Origin of the sequence: Crossiella sp. CA198 (assembly GCF_052078295.1) — a bacterium.
Taxonomy (GTDB): Bacteria; Actinomycetota; Actinomycetes; order Mycobacteriales; family Pseudonocardiaceae; genus Crossiella.
This window is the reverse complement of the sequence record NZ_JBQJIM010000001.1, coordinates 371,599-393,360: the sequence shown is the minus strand read 5'-3', so window position 1 is coordinate 393,360 and position 21,762 is coordinate 371,599. Positions and strand designations below refer to the sequence as shown.

Sequence of the window (21,762 nt, the reverse complement as noted above, 5' to 3'; positions counted from 1 at the left end):
ACGTGCCGACGTCGTCCGATGACCGGGAGTGATCCAGGTTACGTGTGGAAAAAGCGCAGGTGACGGACCTAGGGGTGCAATACTCGCCAATCGGGTCTGGGCTCCGGGTCGGGCTCGCTGGTATGGTTTCACGTCTTCTGCGTTAATGCGCATTTGTTGGGGCTGGTAACGAAGCCAGCGTTTGTGTTAATCTCCCCGCGCTCGGGCGGGAGAACTCCTCGGTATGGAAGGTGTCGTATTCAACCAGGAACTTGTTACCGTCCCCTCCGGTCCAACTTCCCCTGGTGGATAGCGGCGTGGTGAATTACCACCGCGGTTTCCCGGGGTGGTCTTTCACAAGCAGTGGAGCGTCGTGAGCTCGGAAGAAATCGGTTCTCAGAAGAGCCACCGGTCGATCAGGACACGGCTGACCGGCGCCGTGCTGATCCCGAGTGTGGCCCTGCTCGTCATGTGGGTGTCCGGCTCGTCCTACCTGATCTTCGACGGGTACTACCTGCGTGAGGTCGCCTCGAGCGTCCGCTCGGTGTCCATCCCCGCGGTCAACGCGCTCGCCTCGGCCCAGAAAGAACGTCAGCTCGGCATGGTCTACCTGGGCAAACCCGCCACGGGACTGACCGAGTTGCGACTGGTCCAGCAGCAGACCGACGAAGCCCTCGGCGTCATGAAGACAGCCCTGCCGCCGGTGGTGGGCAACGCCCCGCCCGCGGTGGTCGACCGCATCAACCAGCTCAACTCGCTGCTGGAGGAACTGCCCCGGATTCGCACCAGGATCGAGTCCTCCGGTATCGACAAGGTGCAGGTCTACGCCTTCTACAACCGGCTGCTGGATTCCGCTGCCCGGTTGTTCGACACCCAGGCCCGTATCGTGCCCGATGTCACCTCCACCCAGGGTGCTATCGGCGCGACGGCAATTTTCCGGGCAGCCGACCGCATGTCCCGGTCCGGTTCGCTGATGGCCGGCGCGATCGCCTCCAGTGCTCTCCCGGCGACCGACCACCTTGAGTTCACCAACCTGGTCAGCGCATACCACTCCGAGCTGGAGAGCACAATCCCCTTTGCGCGCCAGGAAGTGCAGGACAGTTATCGCAGGCTGCGTGACAGCGATTCCTGGAAAAGGCTCACCGAGGTCGAGAACGCGCTGATCAGCAATGGTCCGTGGGTGGTCCGCACCGGCCGCGGCAGCCTCGGCGCGGTCGGCATCAGCGAGGACGAGTGGCAGCGGCTGACCGTGGCCATCGCCGACGAGCTGTCCAAGCTCACCGTCCAGCAGGCCGACCTGGTCTCCGGCCAGGCCCTGGAGGACGGCGGCGACTCGCTGACCAACGCCCTGCTCGGCTCGCTGATCGCCCTGGTGCTGGCCATCGTGGCGATCATGGTCGCGCTCAAGGTGTCCCGCAAACTCGTCGACCGAGCCCTGGTGGTCCGCTTGGACAGCCTGCGCAAGGACGCCCTGCACCTCGCGCACGAACGACTGCCCGACATCGTCCGCCGCCTCCGCCAGGGCGAGCCGGTGGACGTCTCGGCCGAGGTGCCCGACCTCGACTACGGCCGGGACGAGATCGGCCAGGTGGCCCGCGCCTTCAACGCCGCCCAGCTCACCGCGGTGGCCGCGGCCGTGCAGGAGGCGCAGGCCCGCGAGGGCATCAACAACGTCTTCCTCGGCATCGCGCACCGCAACCAGACGCTGGTGCACCGCCAGCTCAAGATCCTGGACCGGATGGAGCGGCACGAGGAGGACCCCGAGCAGATCGAGGGCCTCTTCCAGCTCGACCACCTCGCCACCCGGGCCCGCCGCAACGCGGAGAACCTGATAATCCTCGGCGGCGAGCAGCCTGGCCGCCGCTGGCGCAAGCCGATCCGCCTGGTCGACGTGCTGCGCGCGGCCATCTCCGAGACCGAGCACTACGCCCGCGTCCGGCTGCAGCGGATCCCGGACGCCGCGGTGATCGGCTCCGCGGTGGCCGACACCATCCACCTGGTCGCCGAACTGGTGGACAACGCCACCTCCTTCTCCCCGCCCCGCTCGCAGGTGCAGGTGCACGGCTCGATCGCGGCCAAGGGCGTCGTGGTCGAGGTCGAGGACCACGGCCTCGGCATGAGCGAGGAGGACCGGGACCGCGCCAACGCGATGCTGGCCAACCCGCCCGAGTTCGACGCGATGGCGCTCAAGGGCGACTCCCGGCTCGGCCTGTTCGTGGTCGCCCGGCTCGCGCTGCGGCTGGGCGTCCGGGTCGAACTGCGCGACTCGCCCTACGGCGGCACCAGGGCGGTCATCCTGGTGCCGAATGAGATCCTCGCCTCGGACGTGCGCACCCAGCTCTCCGAGGACACCCTGCGCGAACTCACCAAACGGGAGCGGGCGACCGGCTCGGGAAAACCCGTGCGCACGCCGCTCGGACCGGTCCACCAGCAGCGCGCGGCAGAAGCAGACCAGGTGGACGACGACGAGCGGGGCGGGGCTGACCAGGACCGGGTGGCCAGTCCCGGCCGGGAGCTGCACAGCTTCTGGGCCGATCCGCTCAACGACGGCGAGGACACCCCCGGCCGCTCGATCAACCTGCTCGGCGGCGCCACCTTCGCCGCCATCCAGGAGGAGCGGCCCGCAGCGCCCGAGGACCGCTTCGAGCACGAGGACCTGACCCCGGAACCCAAGCCGGAGCCCGAGCAGCCCGCCGAGCGCACCGGGGGCCTGTCCCTGGAGCAGACCGGACCCGGCGCGCTGCTCACGCACGCCCCGCTGCTCACCCACAACACCCCCACCGGGGAGCGCCCGGAACTGCCGGTCCGCCGGCCGCAGCAGAACCTGGCGCCGCAGTTGCTCGACTCCGGCACCGAGGACACCGGCGAGAACGAGGCCCCGGCCACCACCGGGCGCACCGCCGAACAGGTCCGCGACACCATGGCCGCCTTCCAGCGCGGGACCCGCGAGGGACGCGACGCAGACCCATTCCCAGGATGATCAACGGCCGCCGCCCGCCCGAGGTGGCCTCGACGAAGAAGGTCAGCCCAGCATGAGCGACAAGGCTTCTCGGAACACCGATCTGAACTGGCTGCTGGACGAGCTGGTGCAGCGGACCGTCGGCGTCCGGCACGCGGTCGTGCTCTCCTCCGACGGCCTGCTCATCGGCCGTTCGCAGGACCTGTCCAAGGACGACTCCGAGCACCTGTCCGCGATGGCCTCGGCCTTCCAGAGCCTGGCCCGCGGCACCGGCAGGCACTTCGGCGGTGGCGCGGTGCGCCAGACCATCGTCGAGATGGAGCACGCCTACCTCTTCGTCACCGCGGCCGGACGCGGCGCCTGCCTGGCGCTGCTGGCCGAGGAGACCGCCGATGTCGGCATGATCGCCTACGAAATGAACCTCCTGGTCAAACAGGTGGGTGTCTACCTGAGTTCGGCACCACGGGAGACCGCCGCCGCCAACCTCCCGAGGAGCTGAGCGCATGCCGGTGGACGAGGAAATTCACTGGTTCGACGAGGCGGCCGGTCCGCTGGTGCGGCCGTACGCGATGACCAGGGGGCGGACCAGGCCCGGCAACACCGAGCTGGACCTGGCCACCCAGATCGTCAGCGTGCTGACCGACAACGACCTGCAGACCCTGACCCCGGAGCAGTTCTCCATCATCGACCTGTGCAGGCATCCCCTGTCAGTCGCCGAGGTCGCCGCCTATATCGATGTGCCGCTTATCGTGGTCAAGGTCCTGGTCAGCGACCTGATCGAACGCGGCGACGTGGTCACCCGGTACGCCGGGGCCGTGGAAAGACCGAGTAGGAACCTACTGGAGGCGGTGCTCGATGGTGTCCGCAGGATCTGACCCGCAAACCGAGTTGGTGATCCCCACCTCGGTCAAGGTGCTGGTCGCCGGCGGCTTCGGCGCGGGGAAGACCACGCTGGTCGGCTCGGTCAGCGAGATTCCCCCGCTGAGCACCGAGGAGTTGCTCACCGAAGCCGGTGAGGACGTCGACGACCTCGCCGGGGTCGAGGGCAAGACCACCACCACGGTCGCCCTGGATTTCGGCCGGATCAGCATCAGCACCGAAATCGTGCTGTATCTTTTCGGCACGCCAGGACAAAATCGGTTCTGGTTCATGTGGGACGAATTGGCCAATGGTGCGATCGGCGCGATCGTGCTGGTGGACACCCGTCGGCTGGACAGTTCTTTTCCGTCCGTTGATTTCTTCGAGCGGCGGAAAATTCCGTTCGTGGTCGCGGTCAACTGTTTCGACGGGGCGCACAGTTATGAGCCGGACGAGGTCCGCAAGGCCCTGGTGCTCAACCCCGAGGTGCCGGTGCTCATGGTCGACGCGCGGCAGCGCGAGTCGAGCAAGCAGGCCCTGGTGACCCTGGTCGAGCACGTGCTCGCCCGATTGGCCGAGTCGGCGGGTGAAGACAGTGCCCTGGTCAGCCCAAGTAACAGTGTGTAACCCTGTGATCTCGCACCTGTGCACGAACGGCGGGCGCGGTGCGTTCGCCGATCATGCCCGATCGCATGAAAAACGCGTTCCGTAACTTGCAGCTGGTTGTCATGGTCACCGGGAGAGCGGTGTCGTCGTGATCTCCGTTCGGCTAAGTTGATCAGCCGTCGGTCCAATAACGACGATACGGAGTCAGATGGGCATGGCTGCGCTCTCGCTGGCTGACGACATTTCCGCAAGAACGAACGAACTGTGCCGCGCGGTCGGTTTGTCGGAATTCACCAATGAATACGCCGACCTTGTGCGGGAAATGCTGGGACCCGGCGGGAACCGCCCGCTGGGACAACCACCGGCCTGGCCTTCCGACGTGGCTGACGACCACACCCCGGTCGAGTTCTCCCTCGCCGTCGACCACGCGGGCCGTCCCGCGGTGCGCCTCCTCCTGGAAACCCAGGGGGACCGCGCGTCCGTCCGAGCAAACGTTTGCGCAGCTCGGGCGCTGTTGCCCCGGCTGGCCGAGCGCTACGGCTTCTCCCTCGCCCCCTTCGAGGCGGTCGCCGACCTGTTCCTGCCCGCCGACCCGCGAGGCTCCTTCGCCTGGTGGTGGTCGATCGTGCTGCGACCGGCCGCGCCACCGGCGTTCAAGATCTACTTCAATCCGGAGGTCCGCGGCAGGCAGGCCGCCGCCGGCCTGGTCGCGGCCGGACTGGACCGGCTCGGCTTCGGCGGGGCCTTCGGCACGCTCAAGCGGCGCGCGCTGCGCCCCTGCGGCGACCTCGACCGGTACTCCTTCTTCTCCATCGACCTGCACACCCAGCCCGACCCCAGGGTCAAGGTCTACCTGTCCCACCACGACGGCGACCTGACCCAGCTGCTGCGCGCGGCCGGCGCGGCCCGGGAAGTCGACGAGGAGCAGGTCCGCGAGTTCACCGCGATCGCAGGCGGCAACCAGGGCCGCTTCACCGGCAGGCCGCTGATCTCCAGCCTGTCCTTCCTGGCCGGGGACACCGACCGGGCCAGCGGGTTCTCCGTCTACCTGCCGGTGCGCGACTACGTCGAGGACGACGCGGTCGCGCTGGACCGGGCGCACGCGCTGCTCGCCCGGCACGGCCTGGACCCCGCGCTGCTGGACCGGGCGCTGTCCGCGCTGGCCCGCCGCCCGCTCAACGAGGGCGTCGGCCTGATCCCGCACCTGTCGCTGCGCACGGGACGTCCGCACGCCGGGCTCACCGTGTACCTGTCGGCCGAGACCTACGCGGTCACCCCGCCGCGGCCCGAATCGCTCGCATCCTAGAAGAGACGGAGCACCCCGCATGCCGTTGATGGAGCCGTACCGGATCAAGGTCGTCGAGCCGATCCCGATCACCACCGCGGAGCAGCGCGAGGCCGCGCTGATCGAGGCCGGATACAACCAGTTCAACCTGCCAGCCGACGTGGTCACCATCGACCTGCTCAGCGATTCCGGCACCGGCGCGCTGTCCGCGGCCCAGCAGGCCGCCTCGGCGCTGGGCGATGAGTCCTACGCCGGGGCGCGCTCCTTCTTCCGGTTCCGCGAGGTGGCCGAGGAGCTGACCGGCTACCCGCACCTGATGCCGGTGCACCAGGGCCGGGCGGCCGAGCGGATCCTGTTCACCGCGTTGCTGAAGCCGGGGCAGGTCAGCGTCAGCAACACCCACTTCGACACCACCAGGGCCAACGTCGAACTGCTCGGCTGCACCGCGCTCGACCTCCCCGGCCCCGCCGCCAGGAACCTGGACGAACCATCCCCGTTCAAGGGCGACATCGACCTGGAAGCCCTGCGCCGGGTGCTCACCGACGGCACCCCCGTCGGCCTGGTGATCATGACCATCACCAACAACGGCGGCGGCGGCCAACCGGTCTCCATGGCCAACCTGCGGGCGGTCGCCCAGCTGTGCCGCACCCACGAGGTGCCGTTCTTCCTGGACGCGGCCCGCTTCGCGGAGAACGCCTGGCTGGTCACCCAACGGGAACCCGGCTACGAGAACCACACCCCGCGCGAGGTCGCCCGCCTGGCCTTCGACCTCGCCGACGGCTGCGTGGCCAGCCTGAAGAAGGACGGCATCGTCAACATGGGCGGCCTGCTCGCCCTGCGCGACGCGGACCTGGCAGGCCGCTGCGAACTGCTGCTGATCGCCACCGAGGGCTTCCGCACCTACGGCGGCCTGGCCGGCCGCGACCTGGACATGCTCGCCCAGGGCCTGCGCGAGGTCACCGACCCCGCCTACCTGGCCACCCGCGCCGACCAGTCCCGCTACCTGGGCGACCTCGCCGTGGCCGCCGGCGTCTCGATCGTCCAGCCGGCCGGCATCCACGCCATCTACCTCAACGCCGGCCGCCTGCTCACCCACCTCCCGCCCAGCGCCTTCCCCGGCCACGCCCTCGCCCTGGAGCTGTACCGCCGCGGCGGCATCCGCTGCGCCGAACTGGGCTCGCTGTACCTGGGCGAGTTCGACGAGGAGTCCGAGCTGACCAAGCCCGCGCCACACGAGCTGGTCCGGCTGGCCATCCCCCGCCGGGTGTACACGCAGAGCCACCTCGAGTACGTGGGGGAGATCCTGGCGGAGATCGCGAAGGATCCGGAGCGGGTGCCGGGGTACCGGCTCACGCACAACCCGCCGCTGCTGCGGCACTTCAACTGCCGGCTGGCGCCTCGCGCCTGATCCGCTCGGCTGTGCCAGCTCCGCCGTCGCGTTCGCCGCCGTCGCGTTCGTCGCCGTTCCGCTCGCCGCCGTCGCGCTCGCCGCCGTTTGGCACGGTGCCGGGCTCGCCGCGGGCACCGGCCTGGCTGCCTGGAGCCTGGCCGTCCCCGTTCGGCTCCGGTGGGGGGCGCTGCTCTGCTCCGGTGGTCGCTGCTTGGTCGCTGCTTGGTTGCCGTGTGCGTGGCCGGTGCTCGTCCTGCTTGTCCGGGGAGCCCGGTCCGCCGCCGCCACCGTTCCTCTGCGGAACGCGGAAACCCCGGTTTTGGTTGCCTTGATGTTTGGATCTTGTCGCTCGGGCGGGTGAAAAGTGGCGGGTCGCTACGCCTGCGGCGGGTGCGAAATGGGGACCAGGTGGTGCTTGTCCGGACCACTGGTCTGGTGCGTTGTGCGGTGGCGTGCCAGCCATTTTACGGCGGTGTTCGGGGAGTGCCGGACCAGTTTCCACAGGGCAGGGGGTGGCGTCCCGGCGTTGGGGGGTGGTCTGGGTGGGGAGTGGCGATTTTCTTGCGCTCGCGGCAACGAGGGTGGTTCCGGTGCTGAGGCGGGGGTGGGGTGTTGAGCGGATCTGTCGTCGTCAGCACGTCGGCGGCTGATCCGCTGCTGTTCCCACCTCGGGTGTTGCCTGGCGTTCTCGCTGGAACGGCCCAGAGGACGGCGGCCCCTTGCCGTCCCCCTGTGACCCCGGCGCCGCGGGTGCGCCGGTCCCTGTCAGTGCGTGCCGGAGTTGCCGGTGTCGAGCACTTCCTGCTTCTTCGGGTTCACAGCGTGACCTCCCCACTCTCCTGGTACCTGCTTTCGTGGGATCGCACTCACTCCCACGGGTGTTAGCCATACCTCATCACTGTCCCCCTGTGTTCGGCAAACCCGCCACCCAGTCACGCATCCGGAACCTGCCTTGACCTCGGGTCACCGCCCAAGGTTGGGGAAATGGGGAGGAACCTGAATCCGCCGGGTCCGGTTGGCGACCAGTGTCAGCTCACCCGGCCGCGGCTGCGCCTGGTCCAGCCTGGGGTGCCGAATCCGGGGCCGCCGCCGCTGTGGCCTGGTCCGGAGCTGCCGGAGCCGCGGCCCCGGCCCGCCACCGTCCATCCGCCGAGCCCGGCCCCGGCCCCTGCGCCGGCGCCGCGGGCGCGCAAGCCCACCGACCAGACCGACGTCCGCCTGGCCATGGAATGCCCGTTCGGTTGTGGGGTCACGGTGCGTGGGCACGTCGCCGAGATCGTCGGGGAGGTGATGGGTGTGCACGTCTGGCTGTGGCATGAGTGGCAGTTCTCCGATCGGCATCATGGGACGCCGCCGATCGTGACGTTCCGGTAGTCCGTGCGCCGCCGACCGGGTTGAGTTGGCCGCCCCACCGGGTGGTTCCGCAGGTCAGCGGGCCCGCTCGCCAGTACCTTCGCGCCAGGCCCAGGTACGGCGAACGGGGAGACATGAGCACCGGGACCACTGACGCCACCGCGCTGACCGTCGAGCTGAGGCGGGACGAGCACGTCGACCTGCGGCTGGTGCACGAGATGTTCCAGACCCTCGGTGAGTCGCAACCTGAACTGGATGAGGAGGACCGTGGGGTCCTGGGCGCGGTGGTCGCGCGCCGGGGCGAGGTCCTCATCGGCTGGGCGGAGTTGTTCTGGCCGGAGCTGCCGGAGACCGATGCCGGGTTGCAGTGGGTGCTGGTCGAGCGGGAGGCCCGCCGGGTCGCCGGGGCGGTGGGTGAGGGCTCGGCGAGTGAGGTCGAGGTGTTGTCCGTGCTGGTCACGGCCGCGGTGGAGCTGGCTCGCGAGGCCGGCTGCACCGGGGTCCGGTGGTGTGACACCGAGGGTGGGCTGGATCGGCGGGTGGCGGCCGCGGTACAGGCCGTCACCGCGGCCGAGCTGGGCCGGGTGTGGCGGCTGGAACTGGCAGGCTGGCAGCCGCCGGCCGGGCTGCCGGAGGTCGCGGTGCGCGAGCTGCCGGTCGAGCCGACCGACGCCGAACTCGCCGAGTACGTGGAACTGTGCTCGGCGGTGCTCGGCGGGGAATGGACCGTCGACGACGTGGCGGACGCGGTCGGCGCCGACCTGGCCGGCTACCTGACCGTGGACCTGCGCGATGTCGACGGGCGGCCCAAGGCGTTCACCACCGCGGTGCTCGTCGACGACGAGACCGCCGAGGTCGAACTCGTCGTGCACCGGGACACCAGCGCGGCCGAGTTGCTGGTGCTGCTGGTCGCGGTGATCGAGCAGGCGCGGACCGAGGTCTCCGGGCTGGTGGTGCGCGAGCTGGCGGACCCGGTGCTGGCCGAGGCCCTGGCCGGGGCCGGGCTGGTGGTCGCCGACGAGTGGCTGGCCTACCGGCTGGCCTGCTGAACCACCGGGCGGGTCACCACGGCGAGGGCGCGTAGTCCTTCAGGAAGCAGCCGAACACGTCCTCGCCCGCCTCGCCGCGCACGATCGGGTCGTACACCCTGGCCGCGCCGTCGACCAGGTCGAGTGGGGCGTGGAAGCCCTCCTCGGCCAGGCGCATCTTGGTCGGGTGCGGGCGTTCGTCGGTGATCCAGCCGGTGTCCACCGCGGTCATCAGGATCCGGTCGGTGGTCAGCATCTCGCCCGCGCTGGTGCGGGTGAGCATGTTCAGCGCGGCCTTGGCCATGTTCGTGTGCGGGTGGCCCGGGCCCTTGTACTTGCGGCTGAACTGGCCTTCCATCGCCGAGACGTTGACCACGTACTTGCGTCGCGCCGCCGCGGCGGCCATCGACGGGCGCAGGCGGCTGATCAGGATGAACGGCGCGGTCTGGTTGCAGAGCTGGACCTCAAGCATCTCCAGCGCGTCCACCTCGTGCACCCGCTGGGTCCAGCTGTTGACATCGTGCAGGTCGGGCACCAGGCCGCCGGCGTCGATGGCGATCTCGGCGGCCACCCGCTCCGGCGAGGCTGAGCCGGCGGTGAGCGCGAGCGCGGTCAGGTTGTGTGCCTGGGCGCTGGCCTCGCTCGCCGAGGCCGAGGACAGCGAACCGGCCAGCGCGGCGGGGTGCGCGTCGCTGGTGTGGCCGAAGGTGATCAGCTCCGGCAGCGGACCCGCGGGCAGTGGCGCGGCCTCGGCGGATTCCAGCAGCGCGTAGGAGCCGGGGGAGCGGCGCACGGTCTGCGCGGCGTTGTTGATCAGGATGTCCAGGGGGCCCTGTTCGGCGACCGAGTCGGCCAGCGTGACCACCTGGGCCGGATCGCGCAGGTCGATGCCGACCACGCGCAGCCGGTGCAGCCAGTCGCCGCTGTCTTCCATGGCCGCGAAGCGGCGCACCGCGTCGTTGGGGAAGCGGGTGGTGATGGTGGTGTGCGCGCCGTCGCGGAGCAGCCGCAGCGCGATGTACATGCCGATCTTGGCGCGGCCGCCGGTGAGCAGCGCGCGCCGCCCGGTCAGGTCGGTGCGCGCGTCCCGGCGGGCGCGGTTGAGCGCGGCGCAGTCGGGGCAGAGCTGGTGGTAGAAGGCGTCGACCAGGTTGTAGCGCTGTTTGCAGTGGTAGCAGGCGCGGGCACGGATCAGGGTGCCCGCGGTGGCGCCCGCGGCGTTGGACACCAGCGGGATGCCCCTGGTCTCGTCGTCGATACGCTCGGGCGAGCCGGTGGCGGTGGCCGCGGTCACCGCGCGGTCGGCGTCCATCTCGGCCAGCCGCTTGGCCTGGCGGCGGCGCTTGCGCACGTCCTTGAAGATCCCGGCGGTGGCGCGGCGGATGGCCACCGCGTCCGGGTGTTCGGTGTCGAGTTCGCCGACCTCGGCCAGCACCTGGAGGCAGATCGCCATCCGGTCCCGGTCGATCCCGGGGCCCTCCGCCTGCTCGATCGCCTCGTCGACACTTGCCGTCATCGCTGCTCAATCCGTTCCGCTACGCCGCTACCGCCCTGAACACTGTACGTGGCGGCCGGGCGCGGTCAGCCGGACAGGGACCAGACCGCGTGCGCGACCGCGTCGGTGTTGCGGTCCAGCGCGGTGACGTCGATGTTGCGCACGGTGTCGCAGGCCCGGTGGTAGCAGGGGTCATACGGCGCGCCCGCGGTGCCGCCCCACTTGCGGGCCTGGGCCGCGGTCTTGCGGCCCTCGGCGCCGGTGAACGGGCCGCCGACCGGGATGTTGTACCGGGTGAAGGAGGCGTGGTCGCCGCGGCCGCCCATGTCCAGGTCCTCCACCGGCACGCCGATCCGGGCGTAGTACTCCTTCAGCGCGCCTTCGATGGCCAGCGAGCCGGCGGGGTAGCGGTCGCCGTCGAGCACGAAGTAGGCGGTGTTCACCGAGCCGATCATGTCCACGTTGAGATAGGACTTGATCCTGGCGCGCTCGGCGGCGGGCTGGGTGTTGACGTAGTGCGCGGAGCCGATCATCCACAGCTCCTCCGCGCCCCACCAGGCGAACCGCAGATGCCGTTTGACCGCGGGCTTCTCCCTGGCCACGGCGAGCGCGACCTCCAGGATCGCGGCCGAGCCGGAGCCGTTGTCGTTGACGCCGGGGGCGGTGGTGACGCTGTCCAGGTGCGCGCCGGTGAGCAGCACGTTCGACTCGTCGCCGCCGGGCCAGTCGGCGATCAGGTTCCAGCCGGTGGCGCCGCGATAGGTGAAGGACTGGAGGGTGGTGCGGAAGCCCGCACTGTCCACAATGGACTTGAGATAGTCGATGGAGGCGCGGTAGCCGGGGCGGCCGTGGGCGCGGTTGCCGCCGTTGGCCGCGGCGATGGCGTCGAAGCGGGTGAGGTGGCGTTGCACGGCGGCGACCGGGATGTCGGGGGCGAGAAGGGCAGGGGCGCGGTGGGCGAGGGCGTTGTGCGCGGTGGACGCGGCAGCGGGGATGCGTGGGGCGGCGAAGGCCGGAGCGGTGGGCGCGTCCAGGGTGACGGAGGCCGGAGCGGTACGCGCGTCCGGGGTGGCGGCGAGCGGGGGAGCGGCGGACGCGGGGGTGGCGGGGAGCAGCAGGGCGGTGGCCGTGACGGCGAGGAGCAGTCTTCGCATGGCGGAAGTCTGTTGCGGCGCAACGCCTCGGGTGGGCTCGCGACGTAATTGCGCCAGTGCCGCACCGCATCTGTGCCAGCCCGCCCGGGACCGTCGGCCGGACACCTAGCGTGCGGCCGTAGGTTCCCGGACTCTAGGAGCGTGCTCATGCCTGTGACAAGGACGGCCTCGCGAGCCCTCACCGCGCTGACAACCGTTGCCCTGCTTGGCTTTTCCTTCGTGTCTCCGGCGGTCGCGGCCTCCAGCGCCGGTCAGGCCCGCGCCACCGGCATACTCAGTGCGCCGATATATGCCGCGCCGCCGAATATCCCGGACGCGAACGTGATGGCGCACATGCAGCAGTTCCAGGCCATCGCCGATCGCAACGGCGGCAACCGGGCGCACGGCAGGCCCGGTTACAAGGCCTCCATCGACTACGTCAAGGGCAAGCTGGACGCCGCCGGGTTCCGCACCACCCTGCAGTCCTTCACCCACAACGGCGCCACCGGCTGGAATCTCACCGCGGACTGGACCAGCGGCGACGCCAACCAGGTGGTGTTCCTGGGCGCCCACCTGGACTCGGTGACCGCCGGGCCCGGCATGAACGACAACGCCTCCGGCTCGGCCGCCGCCCTGGAAACCGCCCTCGCGGTGTCCAGGGAGAAGCTCGTCACGCAGAAGAAGCTGCGCTTCGGCTGGTGGGGCGCGGAGGAACTCGGGCTGATCGGCTCCCGCTACTACGTCAACGCGCTGCCGGCCGCCGAACGCGCGAAGATCAAGAGCTACCTCAACTTCGACATGGTCGGCGCCCGTGCCACCACCACCTGGGGCGTCTACAACGACAACGCGAGCATCCAGCAGATGTTCCAGGCCTACTTCCGCGGCAAGGGCATCCCGACCCGGACGATGAACATCGGCGGCCGCTCCGACCACGCCAGCTTCTCCCGGGTCGGCATCCCGGTCGGCGGCATCGGCAGCGGCAACGATCCCTGCTACCACCAGCGCTGCGACACCATCACCAACGTCGCGGCGACCGTGATGGGCGTGGCCACCAACGCCGCCGCCCACGGCGCGTGGACCCTGTCCGGTGCGACGGTCGCGGTGCGGGAACCCGCCGCCGCGTGAGGTGGCCGACCCGCCGGGTAGGTGGGTGACCCTCCGGGCGGCGGGTAGCCACTCGCCGCCCGGGGCGGTAGATGTCGAGTACCCCTGCTGCTCGGAGTGTGTGGCATGTTGGAGGTGCTCGGCCTCACCGCTGATCAACAGCGCGTCTACGAGATCGTGCTGACCCGCCCGTCCTGGACCACCGACGAACTGGCCGTCACGGCCCGGCTCGACCCGGCGCACACCGCGGATCTGCTCGCCTTCCTCGACCAGGCCGGCCTGGTGGTCGGCGCGGACGGGCGCTGGACCCGGGTGCCGCCGGACTCGGCGATCGAGTCCTACATCGTCTCCCACCACCAACGACTGCACCGGGTGCGCGCGCTCATCCCGGCGCTGATGACCATCTACGACCGGGCCACCGGCGACTCGGAGAACCACGGGCCGGTCGAACTGCTGCGCGGGCACGCCGCGATCGCGCGGCGCTGGGCCGGATTGCAGCGGGCCGCGCGGTTCGAGGTGTGCCAGTTCGAGCGGCCACCCTACGTCGCGGGCTCGGCCAACGAGGAGGCCCGCAGCGCGCTGGCCGCAGGCGTGGTCTACCGGACCGTCTACGACGCGTCCTATGTGGACTGCGCGCACGTCCTGGACGCCTTGCACCGCAGGCGATCCCGCGGTGAACGCATCCGGGTGCTGCCCGGACTGCCGACCAAACTGGGCCTGGTCGACCGGCGCTGGGCGATCCTGCCGGTGGCCATCGGGCACGAGACCGACAGCGCGCTGCTGGTCTCCGCCTCGGCCCTGCTGACCGGGTTGCGCTCGCTGTTCGAGCACAGCTGGCAGCGCGCCACCCCACTGCCCGGCCAGCACGCCACCCCCGGCGTGGACTGGCGGGTCCTGGAACTGCTCGCCGCCGGGCTCACCGACAAGACCATCGCGCTGCGCCTGGGCGTCAGCCTGCGCACCGCGCAACGCCACGTCCGCGCGCTGATGGACACCCTCGGCGCCACCAGCCGGTTCCAGGCCGGGTTGCGCGCGGCCGCATTGGGACTACTCGACCGCGGAATGCTCGACCGCGGCCAGCGCGGCCGGGTAGGGTCCGAACCGGCTCCGCCGCGCCATCCGTCCGTCCCCCAGGAGCGAGCATGACCCGCGGGAACGCCCTGCGCAGCGCCGCCACCGCCCTGTTCGTCTCGACCGCCCTGATCCTGGGCGCCCCGCCAGCCTCGGCCGACGTCGGTCCCTGGCGGACCCTCGGCTCCGACTACGCCCGCCCACTCGACGAGAGCCAGGGCCTGACCACGATCATCCGCGACGGCAACGGATCCATCCGCTACACCGGCATCGGCACCATCCCCCTGGACGTGCGCACCAGGGGCTGGGACCACGTCGGCGACCCCGGCTCCCGCGCGGGCGTCTACGTCGAGCCGTACCAGAGCAGCACGGTGCGCGCCAAGATGTTCCGGGTGCAGACCCCGGACGGCCGGTGGGCGGAATACGTGCACCAGCTGGAATCCTGGGAGGCTGGCAACAACTCCTTCGCCGCCGTGTCCCCCGACGCCCGGTGGCTGGTGTCGGGGGAGTGGGGCGAGATGAACCGGCTGCTGGTCTTCCCCAACCCGGGGGTGGCCGGCACCGATCCGGGCAAGAACCTGCCGTACGCCTTCGCGATCCGGCTGGACCGCACCGTCAGCAACCTCCAGGGCTGCGAGTTCACCTCGGCCACGCAGCTGCTCTGCCCCTCCGACGGTCCCGGCAAACAGTTGCTCCAGGTCGATCTGGACGCCGCGCTGGGCGGCACGGACGTCCGTGGGGTGGTCCGGGAGCTGGGGCAGTTGCCGTTGCGGAGCGGGTGTTCCGGCAGTTTCGAGGTCGAGGGCATCGACTACGACTTCCGGGACGGCACGCTGCGGGTGGTCGTGCTCTCGCCGGGCATCTGCGTGGCCTTCGACAGCAAGACCTGGCGGTTCCGCCGCTAACTCCGGCGCAACCTCGGGTAGTAGGACAGGTGATCGGCGTCCTCGCGGGCGCGGATCTCGGCCACCGAATGCATGGTGGGCAACGGCGCGTACCGCGGCACCCGGCTGCGGTGCGAGCCGACCCGCACTGGCGGCGCGGGTTGTGGACGCCGGGGCGGGGCCAGCCGGTCCAGGGCCTGCCTGGCCTTGGCGAGCAGTTCCCGGGGCTGGGGCAGGGGTTTGGGCTCGGTCAGGCCCGGTCCGCTCCACCGCCACAGGATGGCGATCCCCACCAGCGCGGGCAGCATGACCAGGATTCCGGCGATCGATGCGGTGCTCATGCTCCGGCCAACGTCCGCCGCCGAGGGAATGGTTCAGCGGGTTCGGGTGAAGACCACCGTTCGGCCGATCGGGGAAAGCCCCAGTCCGGCGTAGAGCCGCGCGGGCACCGGGTAGGCGGCATCGCCCCTGGGCAGCACGGTGGCCGTGCTCGCGCCCAGCGCCCGCATCCGGTGCAGCACCGCCAGGCACACCGCCCTGGCCAGGCCCAGCCCGCGGAACCCCGGATCGGTGCCCACCGGCTCGAACGTGCCGACCCTGGACCGCGAGTCCAGCCAGCCCAGGCAGAACGCGGCCAGGCGGCCGTCCGGGGCGTGCACCACCAGGTCCAGCTCCCGCCGGTACAACCAGGCCCTGGCGACGTTGGTGTAACTGTCCACAGTCACCCGCGACGGGTGGAACGCGGCCCGGTGAATGCCCACCCTGGCAACGATATCGGTGGCCTCGGCGACGGTGAACCCTTGCGGCAGCACGACTTCCAGCAGCTCGTCCAGACCGCCGACCATCCGCCGGAAGAACGGACCGTCCACTGTGGACTCGGCGTACCCGTTGGCGTGCAAGGAGTCCACCAGGTGGCGTTCCCGGTCCAGCACGTGCACCGACAGTGGTCCGGTTGCCACCGGCTCGGCCCAGTCCAGCACCTCGCCGACCAGGTCCGCCGACTCCGGCCGGGTTTGCAGGTACAGCGAGCCGGGCAGGTCCACCCAGCCCCAGGCCAGGACCGTCGATCCCCGCCGCCACACCCGGGTCGGCCAGTCCGGCGCGCGGCCGAGGTGCTGCAACCGGGACCAGGTCAGCTCACCCGGATGCCAGCGGGCGCCCGGCGTCCACACCGCGTCGGACAATTCCTGCATGCCGCGTTCGTCCACCGGCCTAGGATGGCCCGAGCACATCAGGGGGGACGAATCATTTTGGATCGCACATTCCAGGTGGACCTGCGCGGCGTGGTCGACCTGCTCAGCCACCACCTCTATTCCAGCCCGCGGGTCTACCTGCGCGAGCTGCTGCAGAACGCCGTCGACGCGGTGACCGCCCGCCGGGCCGCCGAACCCGGGGCGCCCGCCGCCATCGCGATCGACACCACCGGCACGACACTGACCATCACCGACACCGGCATCGGCCTGTCCGAGGACCAGGTGCACGAACTGCTGGCCACCATCGGCCGCAGCTCCAAACGCGATGAGCTGGGCTTCGCCCGGCACGAGTTCCTCGGCCAGTTCGGCATCGGCCTGCTCTCCGCGTTCCTGGTCGCCGACGAGGTCACCGTGATCACCCGCTCGCACACCGGCGCGCCCGCGGTGGAATGGGTCGGCCGCGCCGACGGCACCTACCGGATCGCCGCCGCCGAGCGCGCCGACACGGGCACCACCGTCACCCTGTCCGCCCGGCCCGGCGCGGAAACCTGGTTCGCCGCGCCCACCGTGATCGAACTCGCCACCCTCTACGGCTCGATGCTGCCCTTCCCGGTCACCGTCGGGGGAGCGCGGGTCGCCGGGGACGGACCGCCCTGGCGTGCCGACGACCGCCCGGCCGGAGCGCGGCTGGCCGATCTGGTCGGCTACGCCCAGGACACCGTCGGCTTCACCCCCTTCGACGTGGTCGAACTCGACGTGCCCCAGGCCGGGCTGACCGGCGTGGCCTACGTGCTGCCGTTCCAGGCCAACCCGGCCGAACGCGCCGGACACCGCGTCTACCTCAAAGGCATGCTGCTCACCGAGAGCGCCGACGGCCTGCTGCCCGGCTGGGCCTTCTTCGCCCGCTGCGTCGTCGACGCCACCGAACTGCGCCCCACCGCCAGCCGCGAAGCCCTCTACGACGACGGCCTCCTCGACGAGGTGCGCGAAGCCCTCGGCGCCCAGCTCCGCGGCTGGCTGGTCGGCCTGGCCGCCACCGACCCCGGACGGCTGGCCCGGTTCCTGGGCATCCACCACCTCGGCGTCAAAGCCCTCGCCCTGCACGACGACGACATGCTCGCGCTGGTCGACGAATGGCTGCCGGTGGAGACCAACATGGGGCGGATGACCCTCGGCGAATTCCGCGCCCGGCACGGCCGGATCCGCTACACCAGCACCGCCGAGGACTTCCGCCAGCTCGCCGCGGTCGCCTCCGCGCAGGGCCTGGCGGTGGTCAACGGCGGCTACACCTACGACAGCGAGATCATCACCAGACTGCCCGCCCTGGACCCCGGCCTGGTCGTGCAGCGCCTGGAACCCGGCGAGGTCATGACCCGGCTCGCCCCACTCGACCCGGCCGTCGAACTCGGCCTGCGTCCGTTCCTGGCCAGCGCCCAGCGTGCCCTGGACCGGCTCGGCTGCGAGGTCGTGCTGCGTGCCTTCGACCCGGCCGCGCTGTCCGTGCTCTACCTCATCGACCGCGACGCCGCCTTCCAGAGTGAGCTGAAGGCCACCAGGGCCAAGGCCGACCAGCTGTGGGCCGGCGTGCTCGCCGCGTTCGAGAAACCCGCCGAGGACCGGCCGCAACTCGTGCTCAACCACCGCAACCCCCTGGTGCGCCGGATCTGCGCGCTCACCGACCCGGCCATGATCGGCCTCGCCGTGGAAGCCCTCTACGGCCAGGCCCTGCTGCTCGGCTACCACCCGATCCGGCCTGCCGACGCCGCCCTGCTCAACCGCTCGTTCCTCGGTCTGCTCGACGCGGCCGTGCCCCAGGAGGACAACCAGTGAGCCCCGAGGAACTCCAGGACAAGCTGCGGGCCAGCCACGACCTGCCCTACGGCCCGGCCCGCACCGCCGCGGTCGAGGAGGTCATCCGGCACGCCGACGCGCTTGGCCTGGCCGACCTCCAGTACGCCGCCCGGATCTTCAGCCTGCAGGCCTACCGCTACGGCGCCGAACCGGCGAAGACCTTCGTGCCCTTCGCCTGGTGCCTGGCCGCCTACGACCGCGGCGAGGGCGAGCGGCGCTTCGACCACCACCTGTTCTGGAACTTCAAGGGCATCGTCAACGCCCTCACCGACTTCCCCGAGGTCCCCCTGGCGCAGACCCAGGCCGTGCTCGACGACATGGAACGCCGCTACCGGCTCGCCGGACACGGCATGAACCCGGTGCACCAGTACCGGGAAATGCTCGCCAGGCACATCGGCGACCGGGAGACCGCGGCCGAACAGTTCCGGCTCTGGGACGCCAGCCCGCGCGGCGAACTCTCCGACTGCGTTGGCTGCGAACCCAACGGCAAGATCAACCACCTGGTCTGGCTCGGCCGGGACGAGGACGCGGTGGCCGCCGCGCAGCCGGTGCTCACCGGAGCGCTCAACTGCCGGGAGCAACCGCACAGCATCCGCACCGACCTGCTGCTGCCCTACCTGCGCACCGGCAGGCTCACCGAGGCCGCGCAAGCCCACCGCGGCGCCTACCGGGCGATCCAGCACGACCGCGCCGAACTCGGCCTGATCGGCAAACATCTCGTCTTCTGCGCCCGCACCGGCAACCACCCGCGTGGCCTGGACATCCTGACCCGCCACCTCGGCTGGCTCGACGAACCCAGCAACCCCAACGCCGCCATGCGCTTCGCCGCCGCCGGCGCGCTGCTGCTCACCCAGGTGATCGAGGCCGGACACCCGGACACCCCCCTCCGCAGGCCCGCGCACCGCGACCGGGCCGCCGTGGACTGGCCCGCCGCCGCGCTGCGCGAGGAACTCGCCGAGCAGGCCCTGGACCTGGCCGCCCGCTTCGACGCCCGCAACGGCAGCACCGAACAGGGTGACCGGATCCGCGCCACCCTGTCCGCGCGACCCCTGCTCGACCACCTGTCGCTGTCCGGCCCGGCCCGCGCCGCCACCCGCCTGCCCGCGGCCGCGCCGCCACCGGTCAGCTACCCGGACACCCCGGCGGACCTCGCCGACGCGGCCGAGGCCGCCACCCAGCGGGAGGACGACGAGGTCGCCGCGGCGGTGTGGGCCCGCTTCGACGAGCTGTGCCCGCAACCGCCGCCACTGCTGCGCGCCCGTCGACTGGCGGCCAGGGCGATGGCCACCTTCGACACCGACCCGGACCGGGCCAAGGACTGCCTGCGCGAGTCCATCGCGCTCTTCGCCGAGCACGGCGAACCGGTGCGCGCCGAGACCTGCCGCAGCCGCCTCGGCCTGGTGCACTGCTACGACGGCGACGGCGACACCGGACTGGCCCTGCTGCGCGCGGCCATCGAGGCGCTGCGCCCGGCCGGGGACGAGGAAGCGCTGATCCGCGCCCAGTCCCGGCTCGTTGACGGCCACGGCCGCCTCGATGAGGACGAGACCGCGGCCCGGCTCGCCCGCGACCTGGTTGAGCGCACCGACGGGCACCCGGACCGGCAACTCGCCGCCGACATGCTCGTGCTGGCCACCCACAAGGAACTGGCCCTCGGCGAGGAGCACGTCCCCGCCGCACTCGACTACGCGCGGCGCGGTCTCGCCGTGCTCCGCGAACTGCCGCCGGCCGGCGCGCTGTGGGAGCACCTGTGCACCACGGGCAACCTGACCGCCGCCGCAGGCGAGCTGGAAGCCGGCTACACCCTGCTCACCGAGGCCTTCCAGGCCGTCGACCCGGTCGTGCGCAGCTACGCCCGGCACGAGGCCGGGCGGGTGGCCATGGCCATGGAGCGCACGGCCGACGGCTACCGGCACCTCACCGACGCGGTCGCCGACGCCCTGCGCCACCAGGTCGAATCCCTGCCCCGGATCAGGATCGACCTGGCCGTCGCGGCCATGGCCGTGGACCTGCCGGCGGAGGCCGCCGACGCACTGGAGGAGGCCATCGCCGCGATCGAGGACCCGGATCTGCTCGCCAGGGCCAGGTTCCTGCTGCACAAGGCCTACCGCGAACTCGGCCAGCCCGATTCGGCGCTGGCCCTGCTCGACCAGGTCGCCGCGCACTGCACCGCCGCGGACAACACCTACGGCCTCGCCCAGATGCACGACCTTGCCGCGGGCATCCTGGACGAACTCGACCGCGACGCCCAGGCCGCCCAGCGCCACCTCGCCGCCGCCGAAGTGCTCGGCCAGGTCGGGGAAACCCTGCGCGAACTCGGCCACCGCCGCCGCGCCGCCCTGTCCTGGCACTGGGCCCGTGAACCCGAACAGGCCCGCGCCGACCTGGCCGCCGCCGACCAGCTCGCCACCAGGCTGGGCCAGGACCCCGAGGAGATCTTCAACCTCGCCATCCTGGACTACGACGCGGCCCGCATCCTCTCCGCGGACAAGGACCTCAACCCGGCCCTGGCCAGGGCGAACGCCGCCGCCGAGAAGTTCCGCGGCCTGGACGGGGCGGTGGAGCCCACGCTGACCGCCGACGTGCTGCGCGGCCGGTTGCTGGTCGGGCTGGGCCGGGGACCCGAGGCCGGGCCGCTGCTGACGGCCGCGCTGGCACAGCTGGCCGAGGACGCGCCCCAGCGGGAGCAGATCCAGGAGCTGCTCGCCGAGATCAGGCGCTGACCGGGGCCTGCCGTGACCGGCAGGCCTCGGCGTAGGCCACCGGCGTCAGCCCGATCGCCCTGGTGAAATCGCGGATGAAGTGCGACTGGTCGAAGTAACCCAGTTCCACGGCCACCTCGGTCCAGGTGCCAGCAGTGCCCTCGGCGAGCCGCGCCGCGGCCTCGTGCAACCGGTACCGGCGCAACACCCACTTCGGACTCACCCCGACATGCCGGTGGAACAGCCGCTGCAACGACCGCGGCGAGATGCCGAACCGGTCGCACACATCGGCCACCCTGGTGATGTCCCGGTCGTGCAGCAACGCCCGCACGATCCGGCCCACCTCGGCCGTCTCCGGTGCCACCCCCGGCCAGCGCGCCCGGAGATGCCGCTCCGCCACCGCCACCAGGTCACCCAGGTCCCGCGCCGCCGCCAGCTCACCCGCCAGCACCTCGGCCCCGGCGCCCCACAACGCCGACAACGGCCGCACCTGATCGGTCAGCTCCGCCACCGGCGCACCCAGGAACGGCAGGAACCCACCAGGCCGGAACTTGACCCCGAACACCCGCCCCACCCCCTCATAGGCGTAGCTGAACCGCGCGCTGCCCACCCCGCTCACGGCCGGCCGTCCCCGGTCGAACACCAGGTTCACGCACGGATGCGGCAATAACGTCACCGAGGCCCGCCGCCCCGGCGGCAACGCCCAGGACACCAGCCAATGCCGCTCCACCAGGGGCGCCAGGTCCGGCGAGACCGGCACCCTGGTCAGGGTGAAGTCGAGGTCGCGCACCCCGAGCACGCCGTACTCGCTCGTCGTGGCGAGCTGTCGCGTTTGTCCAAGCCGGTCGGTCGGCACGGCAGCCAGGATGCC

Annotated in this window: 18 protein-coding genes; 13 read left to right on the top strand and 5 right to left on the bottom strand. The window is 71.3% G+C overall.

All coding sequences use genetic code 11. From position 1 onward, the window contains the following. The first annotated feature begins 352 nt into the window (after positions 1 to 352). The 8 genes from ACTOWY_RS01940 to ACTOWY_RS01905 all read left to right on the top strand — a co-directional run bounded on the left by ACTOWY_RS01940 (position 353) and on the right by ACTOWY_RS01905 (position 9,479). Positions 353 to 2,959, top strand: a complete 2,607-nt coding sequence (locus tag ACTOWY_RS01940) for a nitrate- and nitrite sensing domain-containing protein (protein ID WP_441307859.1) — start codon at positions 353 to 355, stop codon at positions 2,957 to 2,959. Positions 2,960 to 3,011: 52 nt separating this feature from the next. Beyond that, on the top strand, positions 3,012 to 3,437 hold the full coding sequence (locus tag ACTOWY_RS01935) for a roadblock/LC7 domain-containing protein (protein ID WP_185007446.1): 426 nt from the start codon (positions 3,012 to 3,014) through the stop codon (positions 3,435 to 3,437). Between the two features lie 4 nt (positions 3,438 to 3,441). Beyond that, positions 3,442 to 3,813, top strand: a complete 372-nt coding sequence (locus ACTOWY_RS01930) for a DUF742 domain-containing protein (RefSeq protein ID WP_185007444.1) — start codon at positions 3,442 to 3,444, stop codon at positions 3,811 to 3,813. After that, on the top strand, positions 3,794 to 4,423 hold the full coding sequence (locus ACTOWY_RS01925) for a GTP-binding protein (RefSeq protein WP_441307858.1): 630 nt from the start codon (positions 3,794 to 3,796) through the stop codon (positions 4,421 to 4,423). Before ACTOWY_RS01930 ends, ACTOWY_RS01925 begins: the two co-directional genes overlap by 20 nt. Before the next feature lie 187 nt (positions 4,424 to 4,610). Further along, positions 4,611 to 5,708 (top strand): tryptophan dimethylallyltransferase family protein, encoded by a 1,098-nt coding sequence (locus ACTOWY_RS01920; RefSeq protein WP_441307857.1) that lies wholly within the window; start codon positions 4,611 to 4,613, stop codon positions 5,706 to 5,708. Positions 5,709 to 5,727: 19 nt separating this feature from the next. Next, positions 5,728 to 7,095, top strand: coding sequence for a tryptophanase (locus ACTOWY_RS01915; RefSeq protein ID WP_441307856.1), 1,368 nt, complete (start codon positions 5,728 to 5,730; stop codon positions 7,093 to 7,095). 966 nt (positions 7,096 to 8,061) lie between these two features. Next, positions 8,062 to 8,451 carry a hypothetical protein gene (locus ACTOWY_RS01910; protein WP_441307855.1) on the top strand — a complete coding sequence of 130 codons (390 nt, stop codon included), beginning with the start codon at positions 8,062 to 8,064 and terminating at the stop codon, positions 8,449 to 8,451. A 113-nt stretch (positions 8,452 to 8,564) separates the two neighbouring features. Next, a complete protein-coding gene (locus ACTOWY_RS01905; RefSeq protein ID WP_441307854.1) occupies positions 8,565 to 9,479 on the top strand; it encodes a hypothetical protein in 915 nt (304 codons plus the stop codon). A gap of 13 nt (positions 9,480 to 9,492) precedes the next feature. On the opposite strand, the gene ACTOWY_RS01900 is transcribed toward ACTOWY_RS01905, so the two are convergent. Then, on the bottom strand, positions 9,493 to 10,974 hold the full coding sequence (locus tag ACTOWY_RS01900) for an SDR family NAD(P)-dependent oxidoreductase (RefSeq protein ID WP_441307853.1): 1,482 nt from the start codon (positions 10,972 to 10,974) through the stop codon (positions 9,493 to 9,495). Between the two features lie 65 nt (positions 10,975 to 11,039). Continuing rightward, a complete protein-coding gene (locus tag ACTOWY_RS01895; protein ID WP_441307852.1) occupies positions 11,040 to 12,107 on the bottom strand; it encodes a M28 family metallopeptidase in 1,068 nt (355 codons plus the stop codon). Positions 12,108 to 12,326: 219 nt separating this feature from the next. Between ACTOWY_RS01895 and ACTOWY_RS01890 the strand changes: the two genes are divergently transcribed. The 3 genes from ACTOWY_RS01890 to ACTOWY_RS01880 all read left to right on the top strand — a co-directional run bounded on the left by ACTOWY_RS01890 (position 12,327) and on the right by ACTOWY_RS01880 (position 15,166). Then, positions 12,327 to 13,211, top strand: coding sequence for a M28 family peptidase (locus tag ACTOWY_RS01890; RefSeq protein WP_441307851.1), 885 nt, complete (start codon positions 12,327 to 12,329; stop codon positions 13,209 to 13,211). Between the two features lie 105 nt (positions 13,212 to 13,316). Further along, complete coding sequence (locus tag ACTOWY_RS01885; RefSeq protein ID WP_441307850.1) at positions 13,317 to 14,336, top strand: helix-turn-helix transcriptional regulator; 1,020 nt, start codon at positions 13,317 to 13,319, stop codon at positions 14,334 to 14,336. Then, positions 14,333 to 15,166 carry a hypothetical protein gene (locus ACTOWY_RS01880; RefSeq protein ID WP_441307849.1) on the top strand — a complete coding sequence of 278 codons (834 nt, stop codon included), beginning with the start codon at positions 14,333 to 14,335 and terminating at the stop codon, positions 15,164 to 15,166. Before ACTOWY_RS01885 ends, ACTOWY_RS01880 begins: the two co-directional genes overlap by 4 nt. On the opposite strand, the gene ACTOWY_RS01875 is transcribed toward ACTOWY_RS01880, so the two are convergent. Together ACTOWY_RS01875 and ACTOWY_RS01870 are read right to left on the bottom strand one after the other, a co-directional pair. Further along, positions 15,163 to 15,486, bottom strand: coding sequence for a hypothetical protein (locus ACTOWY_RS01875; protein ID WP_441307848.1), 324 nt, complete (start codon positions 15,484 to 15,486; stop codon positions 15,163 to 15,165). The genes ACTOWY_RS01880 and ACTOWY_RS01875 overlap by 4 nt on opposite strands. Before the next feature lie 33 nt (positions 15,487 to 15,519). Continuing rightward, positions 15,520 to 16,353: a GNAT family N-acetyltransferase gene (locus ACTOWY_RS01870; protein WP_441307847.1), complete on the bottom strand. Its 834-nt coding sequence runs from the start codon at positions 16,351 to 16,353 to the stop codon at positions 15,520 to 15,522. Positions 16,354 to 16,395: 42 nt separating this feature from the next. On the opposite strand from ACTOWY_RS01870, the gene ACTOWY_RS01865 reads away from it, so the two are divergent. Both ACTOWY_RS01865 and ACTOWY_RS01860 read left to right on the top strand, forming a co-directional pair. Next, positions 16,396 to 18,168 carry an HSP90 family protein gene (locus ACTOWY_RS01865; RefSeq protein ID WP_441307846.1) on the top strand — a complete coding sequence of 591 codons (1,773 nt, stop codon included), beginning with the start codon at positions 16,396 to 16,398 and terminating at the stop codon, positions 18,166 to 18,168. Beyond that, positions 18,165 to 20,912: a hypothetical protein gene (locus ACTOWY_RS01860; RefSeq protein WP_441307845.1), complete on the top strand. Its 2,748-nt coding sequence runs from the start codon at positions 18,165 to 18,167 to the stop codon at positions 20,910 to 20,912. Before ACTOWY_RS01865 ends, ACTOWY_RS01860 begins: the two co-directional genes overlap by 4 nt. Here the strand turns inward: ACTOWY_RS01860 and ACTOWY_RS01855 are convergent. Beyond that, positions 20,902 to 21,747, bottom strand: a complete 846-nt coding sequence (locus ACTOWY_RS01855) for an AraC family transcriptional regulator (RefSeq protein ID WP_441307844.1) — start codon at positions 21,745 to 21,747, stop codon at positions 20,902 to 20,904. The two genes, ACTOWY_RS01860 and ACTOWY_RS01855, sit on opposite strands and share 11 nt — an antisense overlap. Positions 21,748 to 21,762 lie beyond the last annotated feature (15 nt).